Source organism: Chitinophaga sp., assembly GCF_039596455.1.
Classification (GTDB): domain Bacteria; phylum Bacteroidota; class Bacteroidia; order Chitinophagales; family Chitinophagaceae; genus Chitinophaga.
The window spans coordinates 713,386-737,076 of the sequence record NZ_JBCNJR010000001.1; the positions used below are offsets into that span (position 1 = coordinate 713,386).

At 51.7% G+C, this 23,691-nt stretch carries 21 protein-coding genes; 13 read left to right on the plus strand and 8 right to left on the minus strand.

The window, feature by feature from the left end; all coding sequences use genetic code 11:
- The 4 genes from ABDW36_RS02900 (at position 1) to ABDW36_RS02915 (ending at position 4,896) form a co-directional block, all read left to right on the plus strand.
- On the plus strand, positions 1-528 hold the full coding sequence (locus ABDW36_RS02900; RefSeq protein ID WP_343700375.1) for a hypothetical protein: 528 nt from the start codon (positions 1-3) through the stop codon (positions 526-528).
- A 20-nt stretch (positions 529-548) separates the two neighbouring features.
- Entirely contained in the window at positions 549-1,685 is a 1,137-nt protein-coding gene (locus tag ABDW36_RS02905; RefSeq protein ID WP_343700376.1) for a hypothetical protein, read from the plus strand.
- 254 nt (positions 1,686-1,939) lie between these two features.
- On the plus strand, positions 1,940-3,388 hold the full coding sequence (gene ricT / locus ABDW36_RS02910) for a regulatory iron-sulfur-containing complex subunit RicT (protein WP_343700377.1): 1,449 nt from the start codon (positions 1,940-1,942) through the stop codon (positions 3,386-3,388).
- A 68-nt stretch (positions 3,389-3,456) separates the two neighbouring features.
- Entirely contained in the window at positions 3,457-4,896 is a 1,440-nt protein-coding gene (locus tag ABDW36_RS02915) for a rhomboid family intramembrane serine protease (RefSeq protein WP_343700378.1), read from the plus strand.
- Positions 4,897-4,908: 12 nt separating this feature from the next.
- Here the strand turns inward: ABDW36_RS02915 and ABDW36_RS02920 are convergent, their stop codons facing one another.
- The gene (locus ABDW36_RS02920; protein WP_343700379.1) at positions 4,909-5,961 is read right to left on the minus strand and encodes a nucleoid-associated protein; all 1,053 of its coding nucleotides are present in this window, start codon (positions 5,959-5,961) and stop codon (positions 4,909-4,911) included.
- Between the two features lie 58 nt (positions 5,962-6,019).
- Between ABDW36_RS02920 and ABDW36_RS02925 the strand changes: the two genes are divergently transcribed.
- A complete protein-coding gene (locus ABDW36_RS02925; protein ID WP_343700380.1) occupies positions 6,020-6,898 on the plus strand; it encodes an SMP-30/gluconolactonase/LRE family protein in 879 nt (292 codons plus the stop codon).
- A 62-nt stretch (positions 6,899-6,960) separates the two neighbouring features.
- Here the strand turns inward: ABDW36_RS02925 and fabG are convergent, their stop codons facing one another.
- The 3 genes from fabG to lptB form a co-directional block, all read right to left on the minus strand.
- Positions 6,961-7,710 carry a 3-oxoacyl-[acyl-carrier-protein] reductase gene (fabG, locus tag ABDW36_RS02930; protein ID WP_343700381.1) on the minus strand — a complete coding sequence of 250 codons (750 nt, stop codon included), beginning with the start codon at positions 7,708-7,710 and terminating at the stop codon, positions 6,961-6,963.
- Positions 7,711-7,774: 64 nt separating this feature from the next.
- On the minus strand, positions 7,775-9,268 hold the full coding sequence (locus tag ABDW36_RS02935) for a GH3 auxin-responsive promoter family protein (RefSeq protein WP_343700382.1): 1,494 nt from the start codon (positions 9,266-9,268) through the stop codon (positions 7,775-7,777).
- Between the two features lie 60 nt (positions 9,269-9,328).
- Positions 9,329-10,090, minus strand: coding sequence for an LPS export ABC transporter ATP-binding protein (lptB, locus tag ABDW36_RS02940; protein ID WP_343700383.1), 762 nt, complete (start codon positions 10,088-10,090; stop codon positions 9,329-9,331).
- Between the two features lie 150 nt (positions 10,091-10,240).
- Here lptB and metF point away from each other — a divergent pair, with 150 nt between their 5' ends.
- Positions 10,241-11,194 carry a methylenetetrahydrofolate reductase [NAD(P)H] gene (gene metF, locus ABDW36_RS02945; RefSeq protein ID WP_343700384.1) on the plus strand — a complete coding sequence of 318 codons (954 nt, stop codon included), beginning with the start codon at positions 10,241-10,243 and terminating at the stop codon, positions 11,192-11,194.
- 203 nt (positions 11,195-11,397) lie between these two features.
- On the opposite strand, the gene ABDW36_RS02950 is transcribed toward metF, so the two are convergent.
- The 4 genes from ABDW36_RS02950 to ABDW36_RS02965 all read right to left on the minus strand — a co-directional run bounded on the left by ABDW36_RS02950 (position 11,398) and on the right by ABDW36_RS02965 (position 15,355).
- Positions 11,398-12,111 (minus strand): outer membrane beta-barrel protein, encoded by a 714-nt coding sequence (locus ABDW36_RS02950; RefSeq protein WP_343700385.1) that lies wholly within the window; start codon positions 12,109-12,111, stop codon positions 11,398-11,400.
- Between the two features lie 363 nt (positions 12,112-12,474).
- Positions 12,475-13,089, minus strand: coding sequence for a porin family protein (locus ABDW36_RS02955; protein ID WP_343700386.1), 615 nt, complete (start codon positions 13,087-13,089; stop codon positions 12,475-12,477).
- Positions 13,090-13,164: 75 nt separating this feature from the next.
- Entirely contained in the window at positions 13,165-13,836 is a 672-nt protein-coding gene (locus ABDW36_RS02960; protein WP_343700387.1) for a porin family protein, read from the minus strand.
- Between the two features lie 106 nt (positions 13,837-13,942).
- Positions 13,943-15,355 (minus strand): redoxin domain-containing protein, encoded by a 1,413-nt coding sequence (locus tag ABDW36_RS02965; protein ID WP_343700388.1) that lies wholly within the window; start codon positions 15,353-15,355, stop codon positions 13,943-13,945.
- Between the two features lie 42 nt (positions 15,356-15,397).
- On the opposite strand from ABDW36_RS02965, the gene rlmD reads away from it, so the two are divergent.
- The 7 genes from rlmD (at position 15,398) to ABDW36_RS03000 (ending at position 23,691) form a co-directional block, all read left to right on the plus strand.
- Positions 15,398-16,807, plus strand: coding sequence for a 23S rRNA (uracil(1939)-C(5))-methyltransferase RlmD (gene rlmD, locus ABDW36_RS02970; RefSeq protein WP_343700389.1), 1,410 nt, complete (start codon positions 15,398-15,400; stop codon positions 16,805-16,807).
- Positions 16,808-16,890: 83 nt separating this feature from the next.
- Positions 16,891-17,688 carry a rhomboid family intramembrane serine protease gene (locus tag ABDW36_RS02975; protein WP_343700390.1) on the plus strand — a complete coding sequence of 266 codons (798 nt, stop codon included), beginning with the start codon at positions 16,891-16,893 and terminating at the stop codon, positions 17,686-17,688.
- Between the two features lie 38 nt (positions 17,689-17,726).
- Positions 17,727-18,665 (plus strand): rhomboid family intramembrane serine protease, encoded by a 939-nt coding sequence (locus ABDW36_RS02980; RefSeq protein ID WP_343700391.1) that lies wholly within the window; start codon positions 17,727-17,729, stop codon positions 18,663-18,665.
- Positions 18,666-18,715: 50 nt separating this feature from the next.
- Complete coding sequence (locus ABDW36_RS02985; RefSeq protein WP_343700392.1) at positions 18,716-19,804, plus strand: endonuclease/exonuclease/phosphatase family protein; 1,089 nt, start codon at positions 18,716-18,718, stop codon at positions 19,802-19,804.
- Positions 19,805-19,946: 142 nt separating this feature from the next.
- Positions 19,947-21,011: an endonuclease/exonuclease/phosphatase family protein gene (locus tag ABDW36_RS02990; RefSeq protein WP_343700393.1), complete on the plus strand. Its 1,065-nt coding sequence runs from the start codon at positions 19,947-19,949 to the stop codon at positions 21,009-21,011.
- 109 nt (positions 21,012-21,120) lie between these two features.
- Positions 21,121-22,617, plus strand: a complete 1,497-nt coding sequence (gene cysS, locus ABDW36_RS02995; RefSeq protein ID WP_343700394.1) for a cysteine--tRNA ligase — start codon at positions 21,121-21,123, stop codon at positions 22,615-22,617.
- 87 nt (positions 22,618-22,704) lie between these two features.
- Positions 22,705-23,691 (plus strand): M28 family peptidase, encoded by a 987-nt coding sequence (locus tag ABDW36_RS03000; protein WP_343700395.1) that lies wholly within the window; start codon positions 22,705-22,707, stop codon positions 23,689-23,691.

The window sequence follows — 23,691 nt, forward strand, 5'->3', positions numbered from 1 at the left end:
ATGAGCAAACATCTACTGAACAGATCCGCGGCTTTTTGCTGCGCACTACTCTTATTGTCCGCCGCCTGCCAGAAGTACAACCCTGCAGAACTGGTGAATTGTGAAAAAGCTGCTATGGACGTGCGTATGAACGGGCAATCTACCTCACTGAAAATAAAAAGCTCCACCTTGCTGCGTACGGAAAGCCGCTCGCAGAGCTTCAAGCTGCTGAGCCTGGAGGCGTACATAGACACTATGAAGGTGGTTATGAATGTTGCAGACGGCCCTTACGCTGACGCCCGGCTGGGTAATGACAGCCTGCAGCTGAAAACTTACTCCTACTCCCGCAAAGCCGGGGCAGATACCACCGGCCGCGTAATACTAGGTATTAAAGACAAATTTTATGTAACAGACAGCGCCTCCGTTACCATTACGGAAATAGATGTAGCCGCGCGCACCATTACCGGCATTTATTATATACAAACCGCCAGCCCCGTGCTGAAAGCCAACGGCGCATTTACCAAGGTGTGTTATCTGTCTATCAAATAATATGAAGTATTTTTACGCCCATGAACTTTTCAGCCATCATTGGGCAGGATGCCGCACGGCAGCAATTGCTGCAGGCCGTGGAGCACAACCGCCTCAGCCATGCCATGATCATGCTGGCGCCGGAGGGCGCCGGAGGGTTGCCCATGGGCCTGGCCTTTGCACAATACCTGGTATGTGAGAACCGCCAGCCGCAAGACTCCTGCGGCCAATGCCCCGCCTGTAAAAAAGCAGCGCAATATATCCATCCTGATATTCATTTTTCTTACCCCGTAATACCCCGCAAGCCGGGAGACAAGCCCGTCAGCACGGATTATGTGGCGGAATGGCGGGAGTTTATTGCCCAGCAGCCGTACGGCAATGCGTACGACTGGCTGCAGTTCATAGGCGCAGAGAACAAACAGGGCAATATTACGGCCCATGAATGCCAGGACATTATTCACAAGCTCAATCTCAAGAGCTTTGAAAGTCAGTATAAAATACTGCTGATGTGGATGCCCGAATACCTGGGCAACGAAGGCAACCGCCTGCTGAAGCTCATTGAAGAGCCGCCGGCCAACACCGTTTTTATACTGGTGGCAGAGAACCAGGAGCAGATACTGGCCACCATTCTTTCCCGCACCCAGCTGATCAAAATACCACCGCTTACCAAAAATGAGGTAATAGCCGCGCTGACAGAGCGCAACCAGGCTACGGAGCAGCGCGCCAGGCAAATTGCTACCATTGCCTCCGGCAACTACCGGGAGGCCCTGCAACTTTTGCAACACAATGACAATGATTATCATGAAATGTTGCGCACCTGGTTGAATTGCATTTTCATGCAAAACCGCAAGGGCCTGCAAGACTGGGTGGAACATATTTCCAGCCCCAAGGTGGGCAGGGAAAACCAGAAACAGTTTCTGCGGTACTTCATTAACGTGCTGGAGCACAGCCTGCGCCTGCAGTATATGGACAAAAGCCAGCTGGCCTTTTCTGATGAGGAAGTGGACTTTGCCGAAAAACTGCAAAAACTGGCCAACCTGGAACAAATGCAACAGCTAACCGGGGAACTGGACAATGCCTATTACCATATTGAACGCAATGCCAACGGCAAAATCCTCTTCCACGCCTTGTCTATCCGGCTGCAGCATATCTTTAAAGGGAAGCCGCTGCCTGTTTAGCTGTCAACTAATTCCCTTACCTTTGTGCCTTATTTCCCTGTACGCTCTTTGAATGCTGGAAGTAAATATGTACTTTTAGTGACCTGTGGATGCAGGGATAAACATTTTTTAATATAATAAACATATAAAATATGGCTTGTGCCGGATGTGGTACGGGTGCGGATGGGAAGCCGGCGGGATGCAAGAGTAATGGAGGCTGCAGCAGCGGAGGATGTAACAGACTGAATGTGTTTGACTGGCTGTCCAATATACCCTTGAGTGATAGTTTAGCACCATTTGACATCATAGAAGTAAGTTTCAATAACGGTAGTCGCAAAGATTTTTTCCGCAATTCAACCAAACAGGTCTTTGAAAAAGGCGAAATGGTAGCGGTGGAAGGAATCAGTGGCTTTGACGTAGGTATGGTGAACCTTACCGGGGAACTGGTAAAGTTACAGATGAAGAAACGCCGGGTGGAAGACACCCCCGAAGTGAAGAAGCTGCTGAGGCGCGCTTCCACGGAGGATATGAACCGTATGGCGGATAACAAGAACCGCGAAAAGGAAGCGCTGATAAAGGCCCGGGCCATTGCCCGCAGCCTTGGCCTGGAAATGAAGCTGGCCGAAGTGGAAATTCAGGCAGATGGCCGTAAAGCCACCTTCTTTTATACAGCTGATGACCGGGTTGACTTCCGGGAGCTGATCAAGGTATATGCCTCCGAATTCCGGGTGAAGGTGGAAATGCGCCAGATAGGCGCCCGCCAGGAAGCCGGCAAGGTAGGCGGTATTGGCAGCTGCGGCCGTGAGCTGTGCTGCGCCACCTGGTTAACCGATTTCAAGTCTGTAAACACTACGGCCGCCCGTTATCAGAACCTCTCTATTAACCAGGCGAAGCTCTCCGGGCAGTGCGGCCGCCTCAAATGCTGCCTGAACTACGAGCTGGATACCTACCTGGACGCTTTGAAAGATTTCCCTGACGATTGCGATGTAATTGAAACTGCAAGCGGCAATGCAACCTTGCAGAAACGGGATATTTTCAAGAACCTCATGTGGTACTCTTACGACAACAGCAATAAACAATACCCCCTCACCATTTCCCGGGTGAAGGAAATACGGCAGCTGAACCGTCAGGGCATCAAGCCTGAAGAGCTGAAGGCGGTAGAAGTAGTGAGTACCAAGCCCAATAAAGAGGCAGACCTTGGCTTTGCCGATGTGGTAGGCCAGATCAGCCTGCGCTCACTGGAAAAAGCTTCCCAGAAACGGAAACAGAAATCTCGCGATAAACAGAAGGAACAGCAGAAGGAGAAACAAAAAGGCGGCGCTCCCCAGCAGGGTCAAGGCCGGCCTCAAAGGGACCAGCGGCCCAGAAATGAGGCGCGCGGAGAGCAGAAGCCGGGAGAACAGAAACCGAAAGGCGAAGGCCGCCAGCGCGGCAATGAGCCCCGTGGCGAGCAAAAGCCCCGTGGCGAGCAAAAGCCCCGGCAGGAACAGAAGCCCCGCAGCGAACAGCGTGGTGAGCAAAAACCCCGTGAGCCCCGCGAGCAGAAAGGCGAAGCCCATCAGCGCAGTAATGAGCAGCGCAGTGAGCAGAAGCCCCGGCAAGAGCAAAAAACCCGCGAAGGCGGCGGAAAACCGCAGCAATCCGGCGGCCACAGCGGTCAGCATCACAAAAACCGCAACAGGCCTCCCCGCAAGCCGGACAACAAACCTGATAACAAACAATAAAAAACGTTACAGAACGTATTATATAGTAGAGACGCACCTGGTGGCGTCTCTGCTTTTATTGTCCCGTAATGATCGGATTTCCTCCCCGATATAGCACCTCCTGTGTTCTTGAAAACCGCAGCCCGGCGGAGCAACTGGTCATTTTATGGCTGGCGCTTGAAAAAACCGGCTGGAATATCAGTGAAATCAATCCTGATCGTCTCATTGCCTTCACCCACTTCAGCCTCCGTTCCTGGAACGAGCAGGTAAGTATTACGCCCGGCCCGGAAAACATCCGTCTCCACAGCGTATCTACCGGTGCCCAGATATTTGACTTTGGCCGCAACCGCCAGAACATTCGCCGCCTGCAACAGGCCATCACAGCCACAAACGCAGAATATGACCATGAACAACTGGCTGCCATTTACGCGGAACGCCAGCACCTGACGGGCAGTAAAACCGGCACGGTACACCTCACCCCGGCCCGGCAGGGCTTCCTGAGTATTTTCAAGCCTGCCAGAGGCTATTTTATTACGCCCATCCTCATTCTGCTCAACATATTGATCTACCTGTTGATAACCAACAAATGGCTGTTTGCCAGCAGTACCTGGTGGGCGGCAGATGTAGCCGTACTGGAGCAGGCCGGCGCCAATTTCAAGCCCCTAACACTTTTCGGGCAGCCCTGGCGTTTGCTCGCTGCAGGTTTTCTGCATGCCGATGTGCTACACCTCTTTTTCAACATATACGGCATCATGATAGGCGGTTCCTACCTGGAGCCGCTGCTGGGCAAATGGCGCTTTTTCGCCGTATACCTGCTTTGCCTGCTGGCGGCCAGCATGGCCAGCCTCTGGTGGTATGACATTACGCCTACCCTGGGAGCCTCCGGCGCCGTGTTTGGCCTGTTCGGTTTCATATTTGCCCTGCTGCTGCACCGCCTCATAGAACCGCATGAGCGCCGGGCGCTGCTCATCAGCATTGGCATTTATCTGGCTTTCAGCCTGTCTTCCATTTTCTTCCAAACCAACTTTGACCATGGCGCGCATATAGGCGGCCTGCTGATGGGCATGTTGCTGGGACAGTTGCTCATTAAGGGCCTGCCCTCACCCGCCACCCTCAGGAACACCCTACCGGCTACCTCACTGGCAGCGGCGCTGCTGGCCATTTTGTACTTTATGCTGCCGCGCGATGTAAACGTGTACATCAGGAAGCTGCAGCAGCTGGATGAGAACTTCATCCTGTCTTACGGCGTGTATAACTCCCGCACAGAAGCGGAAAAAGAAAAATGGCTGAAGAATTACAGCATGTATTACATGGACGAGAACCTTCGTATCATGGACGAAATAGACCGGCTCTCCCTGGGCATAGATTCCCGGAAAAGAAATGTGCTGCTGCGCAGGCTGGTGCTCACGCAAAAAAAGGTATTCGATTATAATTACCGCACCCTGGCGGAAGGCAAAAACAGTTACGACCAGCAAATACTGGAAGCCCTCAGGGAGCTGGCGGAAATGCAGAAGCAACTGGGGCAATAGTTTGCCATCGCCTTACTTCTCCTCTTCAAAATACAACTTGTAGTAATTCATGCTTCGCTCTTCATCATACCCCCGTTCTATCATTTCCCGGTTGCCGTGAATATACACATGGAAGTTTTTGTCCAGCTTGAGAATGCTTTTGAATACCCGTTGCTGTTTCTTGACGGCGTGGGTGGAAATATCAAATTCGTCCGGAACGTCCAGCCGGTACTCATCCCGGAAATGGTCACGGTAGTTGCGGAAAGCGTCTACCGCATCAGGGTGGCCCAGTACTTCCTCCGCAAATTCATCTGCCTGAAACTGTTCTTTTTCCTTGAAGTAGGCGGCAGATTTGTTGAGCAACTCAATCTGGTCTACCCGGTTCATCTCAAATTCTTCCGGCAGCTTTTTCTGTATAAACTGCTGGCAGAGGCTCACCATGGTTTCCGTCTGGTGGTAGCTGTCTTCTCTCCGCTGCACCTGCAAAAAGGCATCTTTCCAGTACACCGCTTCATTCTGCTTACTGATGCTGTCTACAATACTCACCTTGTACCCTCCTTCCTGCTCCACGTTAAACACCAGACAGCCCTTATCCAGCTTGTTGATATTGATGCCATCATCGTAATTCACCTCATAATTGTCATTGCTCAGGAAGACCTTCAGGTAGGTATCCCGGTTTTCCGACTTGAAAATACCGATAGCCTCCACCTCTTCCCCATCTACCTGGCATTTGGAAAAGTGCACAATGTACAGTTCCCCGCCTTTTATTTTGGGATGCGTGGAGTGTTTGTAAAGATGTTTGGCAATGTTGACAGACTGCTCCTGGAAATTCTCCGGGTTTTCAAAAATAAGGCTGCAATATTTGTATACCTCATTGAGGTGGATGTCTGCTTCGTGATAAAACCGGAAATACTCCGCGTTATTGGTGAAGGGCTGAATGAAGTAGCTCAGCAGCAGGGCGCCGATGGTCTCATCTTTCAGCTCCAGCGGCTGCTGGGAAAACACCAGGGGATCTTCGTTGGTGGCGTTGCCCACTTTGTGAATGGTGAGCCTTTCCAGGTCTTTGATATCTGATACGTGAATCATACGGGCTGCAAATTAGGCGCATTTGGAGTTTTCCGCTAAAAAAAATTAATTTAATACAATGAAATCCTTTTTCACCGCGCTCATTTCCCTTGCAACCTGTACCGCAGGCGCCCAGGAGCCCCTGTATACCGCCCGTGACCTCACTGCGGAAAACATGTTTTCCCAAAATATAGAGGGGCCCAACTTTGACCGGGACGGCAACCTGTACGTGGTGAATTTCCAGAAAGACGGCACTATCGGCAAAATCAATACGCAAAACGGCAGCGGGGAAGTGTTTGTGACGCTACCGGAGGGGAGCATTGCCAACAGCATCCAGTTTCACCGCAACGGCCACATGCTGCTGGCCGATTTCAAGGGCCACAACGTGCTGCAGGTAAACATGCGTACCCGGGAAATCAGCGTGTATGTGCATCATCCGTTCTTTAACCAGCCTAATGACCTCTGCATCAATAAAAAAGGGCAGCTTTTTGCCTCTGACCCCAACTGGAAAAATGGCACCGGCCAGCTCTGGCGTATAGACAAGCCCGGTAAAGCGGTGTTGCTGGCCAACCAGATGGGCACCACCAATGGTATAACCCTCAGCCCCGATGAAAGGACCTTGTATGTAAACGAAAGCGTGCAGCGCAGGATCTGGAAATTTGACCTGGATGGCCGCGGCAACATCTCCAACAAAACCCTCTTTGCGGAGTTTGCTGATTTTGGCTTTGACGGCATGAAGTGTGACAAGGCCGGCAACCTGTATGTAACCCGTTACGGCAAAGGCACCATTGTAGTGCTCTCTCCGGAAGGGGAGCAGCTCCGCGAAATACCGCTGAAGGGCAAAGCCTGCAGTAACCTGGTATTTGGAGGGGAAGACGGCAAAACGGTGTACGTTACCCTGCAAGACCGGAAGTGCATCGAAACCTTCCGGGTGGAAATACCGGGGAAAGGGTTCTGACCCATACAAAAAAGCTCCGGAACGTTCCGGAGCCCAGTTTATTTGTTGTGATGTGATTCAACTCAGGTATTCAACCCGCCGCAAACGCTGATCACTTGCCCGCTGACATAAGCGCCCATGTCTGAGGCCAGGAAGAGGCATACGTTGGCAATATCTTCAGGTGAGCCGAATTTGCCCAGGGGAATCTGGTCCAGATATGCTTTGGCGCCTTCTCCGTCTTTCAGGTAATGCGTCATGTCTGTTTCAATGAAGCCGGGCGCCACGGCGTTTACGCGGATGTTGCGGCTGCCTATTTCCTGTGCAATGGATTTGGAGAAGCCGATGATGCCTGCTTTGGAAGCGGCGTAGCTGCTTTGGCCTGCGTTGCCCTTGATACCTATAATGGAGCTCATGTTGATGATGCTGCCGCTTTTGGCTTTCATCATGGGACGCATCACCAGCTTGGTCATGTTGAACACGCTTTTCAGGTTCACATCCATCACTTCATCCCATTGCTCTTCACTGAGGCGCAGCAGCAGGTTATCTTTTGAAATACCTGCATTGTTCACGCAGATATCTACCGTACCAAACTCTTTCACCACATCATTCACCAGTGCTTCACAGTCAGCAAATACGCCGGCATTGCTTTTATAGGCTTTTGCTTTTACGCCTTTGGCCGCCAGTTTTGCCTCCAGGGCCTTTGCTTTTTCGTCTGAGCTTACATAAGTGAATGCAACATGTGCGCCCGCGTCTGCAAATTTTAAGGCTATGGCCTCACCAATTCCACGGCTGGCGCCTGTTACGATGGCTACTTTGTTGTCGAGTAATTTCATCTTCTATAAATAGGTTTTTTAGCTTTAGTTGGATGAACGAAGGTAATAGAATTTAGACCATTGTTCAGTGTTTTTCAACAAACCGGAGAATCTCCTCCAGCACGTTCCTTTCGTTGCTCAGCCGCGGCACTTTGTGCTGGCCGCCCAGCTTGCCCTTGCTTTTCAGCCATTCCGTAAACGTACCGGGCGCCATAATATGCACAATGGGGCTGCGCAGGGCAATATCCTTATGCCTTTTAGCCTCGTAGTCTGAATTGATGGCTTTGAGCGTGCCGTCAAGTACGGCCGTAAACTGCTCCAGGCTGGGTGGCGGCGTTTCAAATTCTATCAGCCACTCGTGCCCGCCGTTACCCTGCTCACTGAAATAAATGGGGGCCGCCGTATAGTCGTTTACCACGGCGCCGGTTTCTGCGCAGGCTTTGGCAATGGCTTTGTCTGTATTGTCTACTATCAGTTCCTCCCCGAAAGCGTTGATGAAAGACCGGGTGCGGCCGCTCACACGGATGCGGTAAGGCGCCAGGGACACAAACTGTACCGTATCTCCCACCAGGTACCGCCAGAGGCCGCCGTTGGTGCTGATAATGAGCGCATAGTTCTTGCCCGTTTCCACTTCATGCAGCTGCAGCGTGCGCGGAAACTCCTTGCCGTATTGTTCCATGGGCATAAACTCGTAAAAAATGCCATGGTTAAGGAATAGCAGCAACCCTTCTTCCCCTATCACGTCTTGCGCGGCAAAAAAGCCTTCAGAGGCGTTGTAGGATTCCAGGTAGTTCATGCCCGGTTTCCGGATCAGGCGCCTGAACTGTTCCCGGTAGGGCGTAAAGCTTACGCCGCCGTGCATGTACACTTCCAGGTTGGGCCAAACGTCTGCCAGGTTGTCTGTACCGGTCAGTTCGAATATACGTTTGATGAGAACGATGGTCCAGGTAGGAACACCGGCTATAGAGGTTACGTTTTCGTGGATTACGGCGTTGGCCATGCGCTCTATTTTTTCTTCCCACTCGTCCATAAGGGCAATAGAAAGATCGGGCGTGCGGATCATGTTGCCGTAAAAGGGCATGTTCTGCAGCATCACGGCGCTCAGGTCTCCATAATAACTATCGCTGTCAGGGCTCAGCTTGTTCACCTGGTGGCTGCCGCCTATTACGAGAGATTTGCCGGTGAGCACGTCTGAGTCCGGGAAGTTATTGTAGTAGAGCGAAAATACATCACGGCCGGCGCGGTAATGGTTGTCATCAAGGCTTTCTACAGAAACGGGAATGAACTTGCTTTTGTCTGCCGTGGTACCGCTTGACTTGGCAAACCATTTAATGGGCGTGTTCCAGATCACGTTCTGCTCCCCCTCCATAGTACGCTGGATGTAGGGTTTGATAGATTCATAATTATGAACGGGTACCCTTTGTTTGAACTCGTCTATCTTGAAAATATTGGAAAAACCGAACTGTTTGCCAAACTCCGTGTATTGCGCTGCACTCAGCAGGTTCTGGAACACCTGCTGCTGTACCTGCAGCGGGTATTGCATAAAGTGCTCAATGCGGCCCATACGGATTCTGGCCAATTGGGAAAGCGCTGGACTTAAAATCTTCATACCAGGTTTTAACTAGGGTTGTGATAGCTGTTATTGTTTTGCCGCTTCGTCAAGGTAATCTTTCCTGCGAAGAATAAAATTCTGGCCAAGATACACTTTTCTCACCTGTTCATCTTCCGCCAGTTCTTCCGCAGTGCCGGCTTTGAGTATTTTGCCTTCAAATAACAAATAGGCCCTGTCCGTAATGGAAAGGGTTTCCTGCACATTGTGGTCTGTGATCAGGATGCCGATGTTTCTGTACTTAAGCTTGGCTACTATGGCCTGAATATCTTCCACAGCAATGGGGTCTATACCCGCAAAAGGCTCATCCAGCAGGATGAACTTGGGGTCTACCGCCAGCGCCCTTGCTATTTCCGTTCTGCGGCGCTCCCCGCCGCTCAGCACGTCTCCCGGGCTTTTGCGTACGTGTTGCAGCCTGAATTCGCTGAGGAGCTGCTCCAGCTTGTCTTTCTGTTCGGCCTTGTTCAGTTTGGTCATTTCCAGCACGGCAGCTATATTATCTTCCACGCTGAGCTTGCGGAACACGCTGGCTTCCTGCGGCAGGTAGCCAATGCCCATCTGGGCGCGCTTGTACATGGGCAGCTTGGTGATGTTCTGCTCATTCAGGAACACCTCCCCTTCATCGGGCTTGATAAGGCCCACCACCATGTAAAACGTGGTGGTTTTGCCCGCCCCGTTGGGCCCCAGGAGGCCAACTATCTCTCCCTGCGTTACCTCTACAGACACGTGGTTCACCACTGTCCGGGCCCGGTAACGCTTTACCAGTTGCTGCGTATGTATTCTTAATGCCATAGGTTGAAACTTAGCAAAAATAATAAAATCGGTGAATGGACAACGGTTTGGGCGTTTTATATAAATATTTTAACGAATTGATCGCCATTAGATAATTAATGGGGGATATGCTATTTTTGCGAGGTTTTTTCAAACAACATCCCCACATATATGAAAGTTACGGAACATATTAGTCAGGCCAAGGATACCCTGATCTCCTTTGAGATATTGCCCCCGCTCAAAGGCAAGAGCATTGAGTCTATATATGACCACCTGGACCCGCTCATGGAGTTCAAGCCGTCATATATCAATGTGACCTATCACCGTAGCGAACATATGTTTAAAAAGCGGGCAGACGGTTCGTTTGACAAGGTGGAAATTCGCAAACGCCCCGGCACGGTGGGTATTTGCGCTGCCATTATGAACCATTATTCCATAGATGCGGTGCCGCATCTCATCTGCGGCGGCTTCAGCAAGGAGGAAACGGAAAACGCCCTTATAGACCTCAACTTTCTGGGCATAGACAACGTGCTGGTGCTGCGGGGAGACGCACCCAAAAACGAAACGTTCTTTGAAGCCCACCCCAACGGCCACCGTTATGCACTGGAGCTGCTGAACCAGGTGGTGCAAATGAACAACGGCATTTACCTGGAAGAAGACCTCCAGGGCGGTCTTAAAACAAAATTCTGTATTGGCGTGGCCGGCTACCCGGAAAAACACTTTGAGGCGCCCAACCTGCAAACAGACCTGGGCTACCTGAAACGCAAGGTAGAAGGAGGGGCAGACTACATTGTGACCCAGATGTTCTTTGATAATAAAAAGTTCTTCGACTTTGTGAACCGCTGCCGGGAGGCGGGCATTACGGTGCCCATCATTCCCGGACTGAAGCCGCTGACCACCAAAAAGCAGCTGACCGTGCTGCCCCGCACTTTCCATGTAGATATGCCTGACGAGCTGGCCGAAGAAGCCCTCAAGTGCAAAACAGACAAAGAAGTGGAGGCCGTGGGCACAGAATGGCTCATTCAGCAGTCTAAAGAGCTGAAAGCCGCGGGCGTGCCGGTATTGCACTATTACACCCTGGGCAAGCCCCATGTGATCCATAAAGTGGTAAGCACTATCATATAAAAAATCAGCCGTTGCGTGGATACGCAACGGCTCTTTTCCCTATAACTGTCACACCTTTTGTTTAAAAAACTTTGTTGTGAGAATGTATTGCTGCTAGTAAGACGCCGGCAAATGCATTTACCCCTATCGCAAAAAGGAAAAAAAAGAGACCCGCCGCCGGCGGGTCTCTTTGTATCAAAAAAGACGCTTTTAAAGTAAAGTGCTCAATAATCTTCCCGGTTAAACAGGAAGCCCAGGCTAACGCCCAGGTAGCGGTTTTTGCTTTTCGTGAACTCGTTACGGTCAACGTCCGTCATGCCCATGCTATAATTGGCCCCCAGCATAATACCATTATTAAACTCGTAGGCCAGGGTGAAATTGGCGCCTGCATCCCAGGGGTACATACGCACCACCGAAATATTGTCATCGGCCTCCTTGCTGAACTGTACAGACTTCGAGTCTCGTGTAATGCTTTGCCCGTTTTTCACAATATTATAATGATAACGGCCTTTCAGCCCGTGGGCCACATAAGGCCCCAGGCCGGCCCTTATGGAACCTGGCCCTAACACCAGTTTATACACGAAGTTAAAGGGTATTTCCAGGTAATTGAGCTGCAGCCGTGCGCCTTTGGGAATATAAAGGGCATCCAGCAGCTCCGTTTTTACCGGGGGCACCTCTTTGAAACCGGTGCCTTTGGTAATATACCTGATCACCGGCTGAAAATAAAACCCGTTTCTCAGCGGCACGTTCACCATGAGGTCAAGGTGCCAGCCATGAAAGGTTTTCATGTACCCTTCGGCGGAGCCAAAATCTCCCGGGGTTTCCCCGCTAACGTCAACATTTGAGGCAGTATATCCGGAACTCAAACCAATGCTCACCTGCGCGCTACTGTGCATCACGAATGCCAGTGCAATAAACAGCAGACCTGCTTTTTTCATAATTTCTGTTTTTCAATAGGGACCTTGCTGTGCTATAGGAGATAGTAAAGGGGTGCCCGCCTTTCTGGTCAATTCCGGTCAATTACTGCGGGATACGGATCATTTGCTAAAATGTATGCCTGTGCTCTTCTTTCGAATTTCGGCATCAAACATACGGCAAACTTTGTGTATTTGAAATACCCGGGGCCCGGTACAAAACAATTTATAAATAATTTAATAAGGGGCATACCAACTCCATAGCGCCTGACAAGCCGCTGAAAAAACAACAGGCGCCGGAAAAAGGTTCAGATTTTCATAAAAAAACGGTGACAAAGCCTGCAGGCAGGCCTCATCACCGAATTAGTCATTTGTATGTTCTGCGTACTATCTGCCGCCGAACTTGTACCCTATTGACAAGCCGAAGGAGGTGTTTTTGAAGGTGTTATCATTATCAGCACCCTCAATATTAACCAGGCCCAGGTCTGTAAACAGGCCTACGTTAAAGCCCATAGGAAATTCATAGCCTACCTGAAAGTTAGCGCCGGCGTCCAGCCTTTTAAGGTCTTTACCGTCGCCCCACTCTATGTCCCGGCTAATGTTGGTGCCAAACCAGTCTCCTTCCCATTTGCCGCCAAGCCCGTAAGCAATGTAGGGGCCAAGGCCGATGAAGAGGTTACCGGCGCCTACTTCGGGTTTGTACATGAAGTTGATGGGCAGCTGCAGGTAATGGATCCGGCTTTTAAGGTCCACGTCCCGCAGGTCGTTACCGCCCTTCCCTACGTAGAGCAGGCTGGGTTGAACATAAAACTCGTCCGCCAGCGGTATGTCTGCTGTAAAGCCGGCCCGCAAACCAGTCATCAGTTTACTGGTTTCCTTGTTGCCACTGACTTTAGTGCTAACGCTGGAAAAGCTGGGGCCCGCGGTTACTCCAAATTTCACCTGGGCAAAGGTGGCTCCGGCTATCAGCATGGCTGCAACGGATAATGCTAGTTTTTTCATGTTTTGCTTTTGTTGTTTTAGAGAGATTTATATATAGTCAGGATGAAATGATAACTGTTGAATGCGGTAAATTGTTTAGCGCGTGCCTCCAAAGAGGTAGCCTACGGAAAAACTCCATACCCGGTTCTTGCTCTTGTCGTCTGTACTGTTGTCCGAGCCGGACAGGATCTTGCCAAAACCCATGCCGTATTGTGCAGATACCAGGAAATTGCCGAACTCAACACCGGCCAGTAAGTTACCACCGTAGTCAAAACGTTTGTATTTGTCATACCCGCGGTTCTGGTCACCGTCATTGAACGGGGTGTCGTCATCCCATTTAATGTTAGACTCGCCGCTGGTTTTTACACCGGCCAGGCTGGCTTCCCATTTGTTTTTACCGGCTACGCCAAATGCGGCATACGGGCCTACGCCCAGGAAAATTTTCGTTTGCTCCCCTACGGGTATTTTACCTACAAAATTCACTGGAATTTCAATGTACTGCGGGTTGGTAGTTGTCTTGTAATAGGTGCTTCCGTCCGTATCGCCTTCACTGAGCTTGGAGCCTTTACCGGTGTAAAATACGCCGGGTTGCAGGGAAAGTACCGGTGACAGGGGGATGTCTGCAATAGCACCTACATGGAAAGAATTCAAGGAGCGGTTATTGTCAACGCCTCCGCTGTTTGTATTCGTAACGTTGGCGATATTCCAACCGCCTTTCACCCCTACTCTGACCTGTGCTATTGCGGCTACGGATAAACCGACAGCCATGCAAGTGAGAACAATCTTTTTCGTCATAACCTTGTGTTTTGGTGATGACTATGGCTTTCCAAAGAACGTGCCAAATGCCTTGTAACGGCTTGTAACGCGTTGTTTATCAGGGTTTACGGGCAGAGTCTGCCGCTTCCCTTTGCAGAAAACCATCCAGTTGCTCCACACCTAGACGTTTGGCGAGTATCTTCTTGTTTTCATCAAGCAGGTAAACAACAGGCGTTGAATACACATCATAAAACTTGCGGTAGTTGCTGGTATAGCCGGGATCCCAGGCATGTATCCAGCCGGTAAGCTTTTTATCCCTGATAAAAGCGGTCCACTCTTCCCGGGTGCCTTCTGTTTTCACGCCCAGCATGGTAACGCCCCGTTGTTTCCAGCTGGCTTTGAAGGCGGAATCCAGTTTAGGCACTTCCGTTATACAATGGCCACAGGTAGGGTCCCAGAACACCACTACGGTGTATTTGGATTTGATGTCGTACAGTGAGGTGCGGCGGGAAGCCGTATCCTGCAATACCAGCTGCGCTGCTTTCTGCCCTATGAGGTTGGGGGCAATGCTGTAGGCGCGGGAAATGATCTTCTCTTTTTGCTCCTCGTTCACCCAGTAAGCCTGGCCTGTTACGTAATATTTTTCCACCAGGTGCACAAACACAGCGTCCATGCCCATAATGGGAGATGTTTCGTAGGTCTTTGTAAGCCACCACACCACAAATTTGAAGCTCTCTTTGTCTTTTTTCGTTTTGGCAATTAGCATGTCCGCTTCTGCTATCACAGAATCAGGCTGGGGGGCCACCAGTTGTTCAAAGTAACGGGAGAGGCGGGCTTCCAGTACAGGTGTGCGCACCAGTCGGCCGTCTGCCAGGTCTACATCGTCCCAGTAATGCGCTTTATAATAACGGTAAGGATAGGTGGAATCAAGGCTGCCGTCTTCCTTTTTAGGCATGGGCGGCACTACCGGTTCACGCATGGCCTTGAATATGGCCGCCAGCAGGGTGCCGGATTTTGTGGTGATCACATTGGAGCGGTATTGCTGCAGTTTTTTACCGATGGCTTCAGAGGCGGCGCGCACGGCAGCCGTGTCTTGCGCGGTACGGGCGGCGGCCGTACGGCGTTGTACCTGCTCCATTTCACCCGCCATGGTGGCTATATACCGGTTATAAGCGGAAAACATGGCATTATCTTCCGAATTGCGGAACTCTGTTTTGCCCGCCAGGTCAGTAGTATCTGCTACTATGGAAAAGGTCTGCTGCTTGTCAAGCAGAATTTCAAAATACCGCTGTTTGCCGGGCAAAACTATCAGGTAGATGCCCCCGGGCTGCGTTTCCTTGCCTTTCAGTACGGCTACGCCCTGCTGGTCCATCCGCGCGGAATCCATTACGTACGTGGTTTTGCCCATATAGTGGCCCAGGTACACAGTACCACCGGTGTACCCTTTCAGTTGTACAGTGATGTTGTAGCCCTGGGCATGCAGGGAAAACGGGCCGCAGATGCAGCAGAGGAAGAATAGCAGTTTTTGCATAGGTGGGATAAAAGTAGCAAAAACCGTCCTACCTTTGCACCCGTGAGGAAAAAAAATGTAGTTCTGGAAAATGTGCCCGTAACGGCTTATGCAGCAGAGGGTAAGGCCCTGGCACGGGTAGACGGTAAAGTAGTTTTTATTGAAGGCGGCGTGGTGCCCGGAGATGTGGTTGACGTAAAGCTGGGAAAAAACAAAAAAGACTGGGCGGAAGGCAAGGCCATCAACATACGGAGCTTTTCCCCGGAGCGGGTAGACCCTTTCTGCCAGCATTTCGGCCTTTGCGGCGGTTGCAAATGGCAAATGCTGCCGTATGAGCTGCAGCTGCAATACAAACAGCAACAGGTAACAGATCACCTGCAACGCATAGGCCACCTGGCCCTGCCCGCCATGCCGCCCATACTGGGAGCGGAGAAAACCCGGCGGTACCGTAACAAGCTGGAGTTCACGTTTTCCAACAAGGCTTACCTGACCAATGAAGAAATACAGGCAGCAGGGGAAGAATGGCCCCGCCGCAACGCTTTGGGGTTCCATATCCCCAGGTTATTTGACAAGGTGCTGGACATCCAGACCTGCCACCTGCAGGAAGAACCGGCCAACCTGATCAAAAACACGGTGAGAGACTGGGCGGAGGCGCATCAGCTGTCTTTTTACGACATACGGCAGCAGCAGGGCTGGCTGCGCAACCTGGTACTGCGCATCTGCACTACCGGCGAGGTCATGGTGAACCTGGTGATTCACCACGAGGACAAGGAAGCGCGCGAAGGGCTGCTGAACCACCTGCTGGCCACGGTGCCTTCCATCACCACCCTGCTGTATACCATCAATCCCAAAAAGAATGATAGTATCTTTGACCTGGAGCCGAAAGTGTTTTACGGGAAAGGGTATGTGGAAGAAAAGCTGGAGGACTTTACCTTCAAGATAGGGCCGAAATCCTTTTTCCAGACCAACACCTACCAGGGCGAGGCGCTGTATAAAGTAGCCCGCGGCTTTGCCGGGCTTACCGGTCGGGAAACCGTGTATGACCTGTATTGCGGCACGGGCAGCATCGGTATCTTTGTTTCCCGCCAGGCAGGCAAAGTGGTAGGCATTGAGTTGATTCCCGAAGCTATTGAAGACGCACGGGAAAATGCGGCCATGAACAATGTAAAAAATGCGGCGTTTTTTGCAGGTGATGTGATCGATATTTGTGATGATGCCTTTTTTGCCGAACACGGTGCGCCGGACGTGATCATTACAGACCCGCCCCGCGCGGGAATGCACGAAAAGCTGACTTCCAAACTGCTGGAAGTGGCAGCGCCGCGCATTGTGTACGTATCCTGCAACCCGGCCACGCAAGCCCGTGACCTGGCGTTGCTGAACGAAAAATACAGCATTGAGAAAGTGCAGGCGGTAGACATGTTCCCGCACACCCACCATATAGAAAATGTAGTGCTGTTGCAGAGAAGATATTAGAGTAATAACGTATAAGTATACACGAAATGAGTGAATTCAGGCCCGGCAGATTCCAGATGTTGCCCCTGGTAATCAAGAATCTATTGATCATAAATGGATTGGTGTACCTGGCGCAGGTAACCCTCAAAGGTGTTTTCCGGTACGATCTGACGGACATGTTTGCCCTGCACTACTGGGGCTCGGACCTGTTCCGCCCTCACCAGCTGGTAACCCACCTGTTCATGCACGGCGGTTTTGCTCACCTTTTCTTCAATATGTTTGCGCTGTGGATGTTCGGGAGCATCCTGGAAAACCGCTGGGGGCCCAAGCGTTTCCTCATTTTTTATATGGTGTGCGGGCTGGGCGCGGCATTTTGCCACCTGGGCGTGGTAACGTATGACAATATGCAGCTGTCCGCCGCCGTGCAGAATTTCAACAACAATCCCTCATTCGACGCTTTCAACACTATCTACGACAAATACGGCCTTGGCAACTATACAATGTTTGAAGGGCCGCAGGAAATTCCCATGCAAAGTTTCCGGGATGCCTGGCGCGTGCAGCCACCGGAATCTTATGACATGGTGATCAGGGCAAAGATCTACCTGGGCAAATTTATTGAAGCCTACCGGGATGTGGCTACCGTAGGCGCCTCCGGGGCCGTTTTCGGGGTGCTGTTCGCCTTCGGGTACCTGTTCCCCAACAGCTACCTTTTCATCCTGCCCATTCCTTTCCCCATCAAGGCCAAATATTTTGTGGGCGGCTATATTCTGATGGAGCTGTACCTGGGCTTCAAAAACTCCGCCGGAGACAATGTGGCCCACTTTGCTCACCTGGGTGGCGTGTTATTTGCATACATTTTGCTGAAGATATGGAACAAACGAAATCGCAAAACGTTCTATTGAGGCAAAATGCCTAAATTTGTAACATAAACACCAGAGCCATGCAAGTAGCAGAAAAAGAGCGGATGCCCCGGCTATCTTTGGGGGAAGAGAGGAACATGGTAACCCAGCTGCTGCTCCTGAACATCACCGTATTCATCCTGCTGTTCTTTATCAAGATCATTTACCAGATGGAAAATACGGGCCTTGCAGCTTTTGAAAGGGACATCCTCACCAATACCCGTTTCCCGGCAGACCCCATGGTACTGCTCACCAAACCCTGGACGCCCCTCACGGCCATGTTTGCCCACACCGGCTTCTGGGACGTTTTCAGCAATATGGTCTGGCTTTTTTGCTTCGGTACGCTTTTACAGCAAACAGGCGGTTTCCGCCTGATAGTTCCCTTATACATCCTGGGTAGCCTTTGCGGCATGGCCTTTTATCTGGCCGGCATGAACCTGGCGCCCGTGCTGCAGCCTTCCGTGGCCGGCGGCCACGTTATTGGCGCAGGGGCAGGCGTAATGGCCATTGCCATCGGGTTAACCACCCTCGCCCCCCGCAACCGCGTGTTCCCCCTGCTGCTCAGGGGCGGCATCCCGGTTTGGGTAATTACCCTCATTTTCCTGGCGCTCCACGCGGCAGACATATATAACAGCGGCAGTTACGCCGCCACCGGCCTGTTTCTGCTGGGAGGCGCCTTTATGGGCTTTATGTTCATTGCCCAATACAAAAAAGGCCGCAATTGGGGCGCTCCCGTTAACAAGGTGATTTTCTCTGCGGGGCACATTTTCCACCCCAAAGAGCAGAAAGAAATACTCAGGGAAGAATACCTGGAGCCATCAAGGCCCTCCGCTACCCCCTATCAGAAAATAGGCACCGTTCCTGAGCACAAGCTGAACGAACTGCTTGACAAGATCAGCGCCCAGGGCATGCACAGCCTCAGCCCCGAAGAAAGAGACACCCTCCTCCGCGCCAGCAGGGAAAATGCGGAAGATTTTTAAATTCAGGGGCGGCTTGCTACCTTTGGCCATCAACATTTTTTGCCCCCAACGTGAAACTCGTTCGTGTCATCATCCGTCGTTTGTTGTTGTGGAGTAACGTATTCCTCGCAATAACGCTGCTGTTTTCATTTTTCCTGACATTTACAGACCCCGCAGTTTTCTGGCCCGCGGGTTTTGCCGGGCTGCCCTTCATTTTCCTCTGGCCCGCCTGCTTTCTTTTCATACCGCTATGGATCTTTTACCGGCGCAGGTACTGGCTGATACCGGTTCCCGCATTGCTGCTGACCTTGCCTGGCAGTGGGGCCAGCTGGGGTTTCCATGCCACTGGCGGAGCCAGGGCGCCGGGCCCGGCCTCATTTACCGTAATGACCTTCAACTGCAGCAGCATGGGCCTGCTCCACTACAAAACAGATCCTGTAAAATGCCAGCGTATATACGAAGAGCTTAAAAAGGCCAGCCCGGATGTTCTCTGCATGCAGGAATTTTTCACCAATTCAGGCACCCGTGCCCCTAATCACCTTGACAGTATCCGGCTCAAGCTGAAGTATGATCACTATTACTTTGTGAACCACTATACCAACTGGCAAAACTGGCACTACGGCACCATCATTTTTTCCCGCTTTCCGCTGATTGACACAACAGCCATAGATTTGCAGAACATATCTCCCGAAGAGAAAATGATAGCCGCCCGGCTGCTGGTACATGGTGATACGGTGCGCCTGCTCTCTGCTCACCTGGCTTCCCAGAACCTGCAGAAAAACGAATACACGGTTGTTACCGCCCCCAAGGGCCAGGCCCGCGGCGTGATGAAAAAAATGAAAGCGGCCTTCGGCCTGCGCTCCATGCAGGCACAGCTCATACGCCGCGAAATTGCCGCCACGCAGGAACCGCTGATAGTACTGGGAGATTTTAACGACGTACCGGTGTCTTACACTTACAAAACCATCCGCAGCGGTCTGCAGGACGCCTTTCTGGCCCAGGGCTCAGGATTGGGAAGAACTTTTTCGGCAGTGGCCCCGCACCTGCGGATAGATTACATCCTGGCAGGGCAACAATTCACCGTAGAAGACTTTTTTATTTACCGTCGCAAGGGGTTTGAGCATTTCCCGGTAATGGCGCGGCTGTCTTTGAAGCGGTAAGGCCGCTGGCACAAGGTTCCCCCCGCTCCCCATAATTTTATTAATTGCTTGTTTTTTAATGCGTTAAATTTATACCGGCCAAACAAACTGCCTGTTGAAATTTTTAAGACTTTTTACAAAGGGGTTCTTTTTGACCCTCAACGTGATAACTGTTCTGTTTTTCCTGCTGGCCTGCCTGGCGCCATTTATTTCGCCGGTGCGGTTCTGGCCTATCAGCTTTATCACGCTGGGATTCCCGTTCCTGCTCATTATACTCGTGCTGTTCCTCGTATTCTGGCTCATTTTTGATGCAAAATATGCGCTCATTCCCCTGGTAGCCTTGGTAGTGGGCTGGAAGTCAGTATCCGCCTTTTTTTCCTTCCGCTGGCCCACCCATTGGGAGGCCACCAGCAAGCCGGAAGGCAGTTTTAATGTGATGAGCTACAACGTGGCGCTGTTTGGCCTGTACTCCCAGAAAAACAGCAAACCCACCCGCCAGGCCATGTTTGAGCTGATACGCCGGCAGCAGCCGGATATCCTGTGTATGCAGGATTTTTATACGTCTGAAAAGCGGAACGACTTTAATAACCGGGAAGATATTTCGGAGCTGATGCGGCTTCCGCACCGTTTTTTTTCGAGCGATTTTAATCGCGATGGCAACCAGCACTGGGGCAGCATCATTTTTTCCAGGTACCCCATCCTGCAGTCAGACAAGGTGAAACTTTCCCCCGGCCCGCTGGGCGAAAGCCTTATTTATGCAGACGTGCTGCGGGGCAGCGACACCATCCGTATTGTGAACATGCACCTGGAATCTTACCGCTTCAACGCGCAGGATTACCGCTCCATTGAAAAGATCAGGAAACAGGAAGATACGGGCCTGGTGGCCGCCAAAGGCATTATGCACAAAATGCGCGACGCCTCCGCCCGACGCAGCCGGCAGGCCAATATTGTGGCAGACTTCATCCGTACCAGTCCTCACCCCGTAATTGTATGCGGTGACTTTAACGATACGCCCGCTTCCTACACCTATTTCAAGATCAGGGGCAACCTGCAGGACGTGTTCCTGAAAAAAGGCAGCGGCATTGGCAGGACCTTCTCGGGACTTTCGCCCACCCTGCGCATAGACTATATTTTTGCAGACCGCCGCTTCCATGTAAACGGCGTGAACATCATTCCTTCAGACCTGAGTGACCACTACCCGGTTATCACCAACTTGTCATTCAAATAACTGCGGATATAGCGCATTCGTAATTTGTTTTTCCCCTTTTGCACAAAAAATTCGAACTTGGAAGCATTAAAATGGCGAAATTCGCCCTGCCGAAATACGAAATAACAATATGTCAGAACAGCTGAAACTCTACAATACCATAAGCCGTCAGAAAGAAGTTTTTACACCGCTATATCCCGGTCATGTGGGCATGTACGTGTGCGGGCCCACCGTGTCCGGCGAGTCTCACCTGGGCCACGCCCGCCCCTTCATCACCTTCGATGTATTATACCGCTACCTGATGCACCTGGGCTACAAGGTGCGGTACGTCAGGAATATCACAGACGCCGGCCACTTTGAAGAAGAAGGCCGCGCCGCGGAAGACAAGATTGCCAAGGTAGCCCTGCTGGAAAAGCTGGAGCCCATGGAGCTGGTGCAGAAATATACCAACCTCTACCATTGGGCCATGGAGCAGTTCAATACGCTCAAGCCCAGCATTGAGCCCACTGCCACCGGGCATATTGTGGAACAGATAGAAATGATCAAAAAGATCATGGACGCCGGCTTTGCCTATGAGGCCAACGGCTCCGTGTATTTTGACGTAAAAAAATACTCTGAGGCCCACCACTACGGCATACTAAGCGGCCGCGTGCTGGAAGACCAGCTGGAAACTACACGGGAGCTGGAAAACCAGGACGAGAAGCGTAACAAGGTAGACTTCGCCCTCTGGAAAAAAGCGCCGCCTGAGCACCTGATGCGCTGGCCCAGTCCCTGGGGCGAAGGTTTCCCCGGCTGGCATATTGAGTGCTCTGCCATGAGCGGCAAATACCTGGGCAAACAGTTCGACATCCACGGCGGTGGCATGGACCTGCAGTTCCCCCACCACGAGTGCGAAATTGCCCAGAGCGAAATTGCCAATGGTGAGCTGATGGCCCGCTACTGGGTGCATAACAACATGATCACCATCAACGGTAAAAAAATGGGCAAGAGCTACGGCAACGTGATCCGCCTGACGGAACTTTTTGCCGGTACGCACCCCTTGCTGGAACAGGGTTACAGCCCCATGACCATCCGTTTCTTCATTTTGCAGACCCACTACCGCAGCACGCTGGACTTTTCCAATGAGGCCCTCCAGGCCGCTGAAAAAGGGCTGCAGCGCCTCTGGTACGCCTATGAAGTGCTGCAGAAACTGGAATACGCCGGCAACGGCTCTCCGCTGAATGAGGAGCTTGACAAACAGGTACAGGCCTGGTGCCGGGAGTGTGCAGCGGCCATGAATGATGACCTGGGCACCGCCAAAGTGCTCGCCAACCTGTTTGAGCTGGCGCCGGTGATCAACTCCCTCCGCGGCGGGCAGATAAAAATGCACGAACTGTCTGAAACCACCTTTGCGCTGCTGAAAGAAACCTGGCAAACGTGGCTCATTGACATACTGGGCCTGCGCCCTGAAAAACCGGCAGACAATAACCGGCTGGAAGGTGTGCTGCAATTGCTCATAGACATCCGCAAGGAGGCCAAGGGTAAAAAGGATTACGCCACTTCAGACAAGATCCGTAACCAGCTCCTGTCTATAGGCATACAATTGAAAGATGAGAAAGACGGCTCTGTTAGCTACGCTATAGAGTAGCGCCACATCATACCTTGTTTTATCAACCGCTTCATGTTTGTTCAGATCAGCAACCATGAAGCGTTTCATTTCATAATAAACCGCATCATGCCGGGTATTTTTTCAAGAAGCGTGAATGTTCCGCAACTGGCCGTACTACTGGCTTTTGCACTGGCAGCCTGCAACGGCGGCCGCAAACCGTCTAAAGAAAATGGCGGCGCCGCAACCGGAACGCCGCCGCCTGCGTTTGCAGCAGATTCAGCATATGCTGCCATTGAACGCCAGCTGGCCTTCGGCCCCCGCGTACCGGGCACGCCGGCGCAAGAAAAATGCGCGGAGTGGCTCATTGGCAACCTGCGCAGTTTGGCAGACACTGTGTATGTACAGCGAACAAAAGTGGCCGTAACCCCGCAGCAGGAAGTACCCTGCATCAATATCATTGCCTCCTTCAACCCCGCTGCATCACAGCGCCTGCTGCTGCTGGCGCATTGGGACACGCGGCCTGTAGCAGATAAAGACGCCTTTGACAAAACCAAACCGCTTGACGGGGCAGATGACGGGGCCAGCGGTGTGGCCATACTGCTGGAAACTGCCCGGCAGCTGCACGCCCGCAAACCGGGTTATGGCATAGATGTGCTGCTCACAGATGTGGAAGATTATAACAGCAACTATTGCCTGGGCACCCAATACTGGGCCCGCAACCCGCATGTGCCCGGCTACAAAGCCAACTATGGTATTTTGCTGGACATGGTTGGTGGCAGGAACGCCACTTTCTTTATGGAAGGCACGTCCCGCCAGTACGCCTATGCGCCCATGAAATTGTTCTGGGATGTAGCAAATAACGCCGGTTTCAGCAGCTTCTTCCCATATTCCGAACCGCCGGGCGGTACGTCTTACATTGAAGACGACCATACCTACGTGAACCAGATCGCAAAAATTCCCACCTTTGACGTAATTGGTATGCAGCCTAACGGCAGCCTGATGCCGCACCACCATACCACCAGCGATAACTTGTCTGTTATAGATCAGCAAACCATCAGGGCCGTTGGCCAAACCCTGCTCAACGTGCTGTATGGCCAACCTTTCAACTATTGA

Bases quoted from the DNA above. Each gene is read 5' to 3' on its own strand.
- ABDW36_RS02900 (WP_343700375.1), top strand. From the start codon at position 1: ATGAGCAAACATCTACTGAACAGATCCGCGGCTTTTTGCTGCGCACTA.
- ABDW36_RS02905 (WP_343700376.1), top strand. From the start codon at position 549: ATGAACTTTTCAGCCATCATTGGGCAGGATGCCGCACGGCAGCAATTG.
- ABDW36_RS02915 (WP_343700378.1), top strand. From the start codon at position 3,457: ATGATCGGATTTCCTCCCCGATATAGCACCTCCTGTGTTCTTGAAAAC.
- ABDW36_RS02920 (WP_343700379.1), bottom strand. From the start codon at position 5,961: ATGATTCACGTATCAGATATCAAAGACCTGGAAAGGCTCACCATTCAC.
- ABDW36_RS02925 (WP_343700380.1), top strand. From the start codon at position 6,020: ATGAAATCCTTTTTCACCGCGCTCATTTCCCTTGCAACCTGTACCGCA.
- fabG (WP_343700381.1), bottom strand. From the start codon at position 7,710: ATGAAATTACTCGACAACAAAGTAGCCATCGTAACAGGCGCCAGCCGT.
- lptB (WP_343700383.1), bottom strand. From the start codon at position 10,090: ATGGCATTAAGAATACATACGCAGCAACTGGTAAAGCGTTACCGGGCC.
- metF (WP_343700384.1), top strand. From the start codon at position 10,241: ATGAAAGTTACGGAACATATTAGTCAGGCCAAGGATACCCTGATCTCC.
- ABDW36_RS02950 (WP_343700385.1), bottom strand. From the start codon at position 12,111: ATGAAAAAAGCAGGTCTGCTGTTTATTGCACTGGCATTCGTGATGCAC.
- ABDW36_RS02955 (WP_343700386.1), bottom strand. From the start codon at position 13,089: ATGAAAAAACTAGCATTATCCGTTGCAGCCATGCTGATAGCCGGAGCC.
- ABDW36_RS02960 (WP_343700387.1), bottom strand. From the start codon at position 13,836: ATGGCTGTCGGTTTATCCGTAGCCGCAATAGCACAGGTCAGAGTAGGG.
- ABDW36_RS02965 (WP_343700388.1), bottom strand. From the start codon at position 15,355: ATGCAAAAACTGCTATTCTTCCTCTGCTGCATCTGCGGCCCGTTTTCC.
- ABDW36_RS02980 (WP_343700391.1), top strand. From the start codon at position 17,727: ATGCAAGTAGCAGAAAAAGAGCGGATGCCCCGGCTATCTTTGGGGGAA.
- cysS (WP_343700394.1), top strand. From the start codon at position 21,121: ATGTCAGAACAGCTGAAACTCTACAATACCATAAGCCGTCAGAAAGAA.
- ABDW36_RS03000 (WP_343700395.1), top strand. From the start codon at position 22,705: ATGCCGGGTATTTTTTCAAGAAGCGTGAATGTTCCGCAACTGGCCGTA.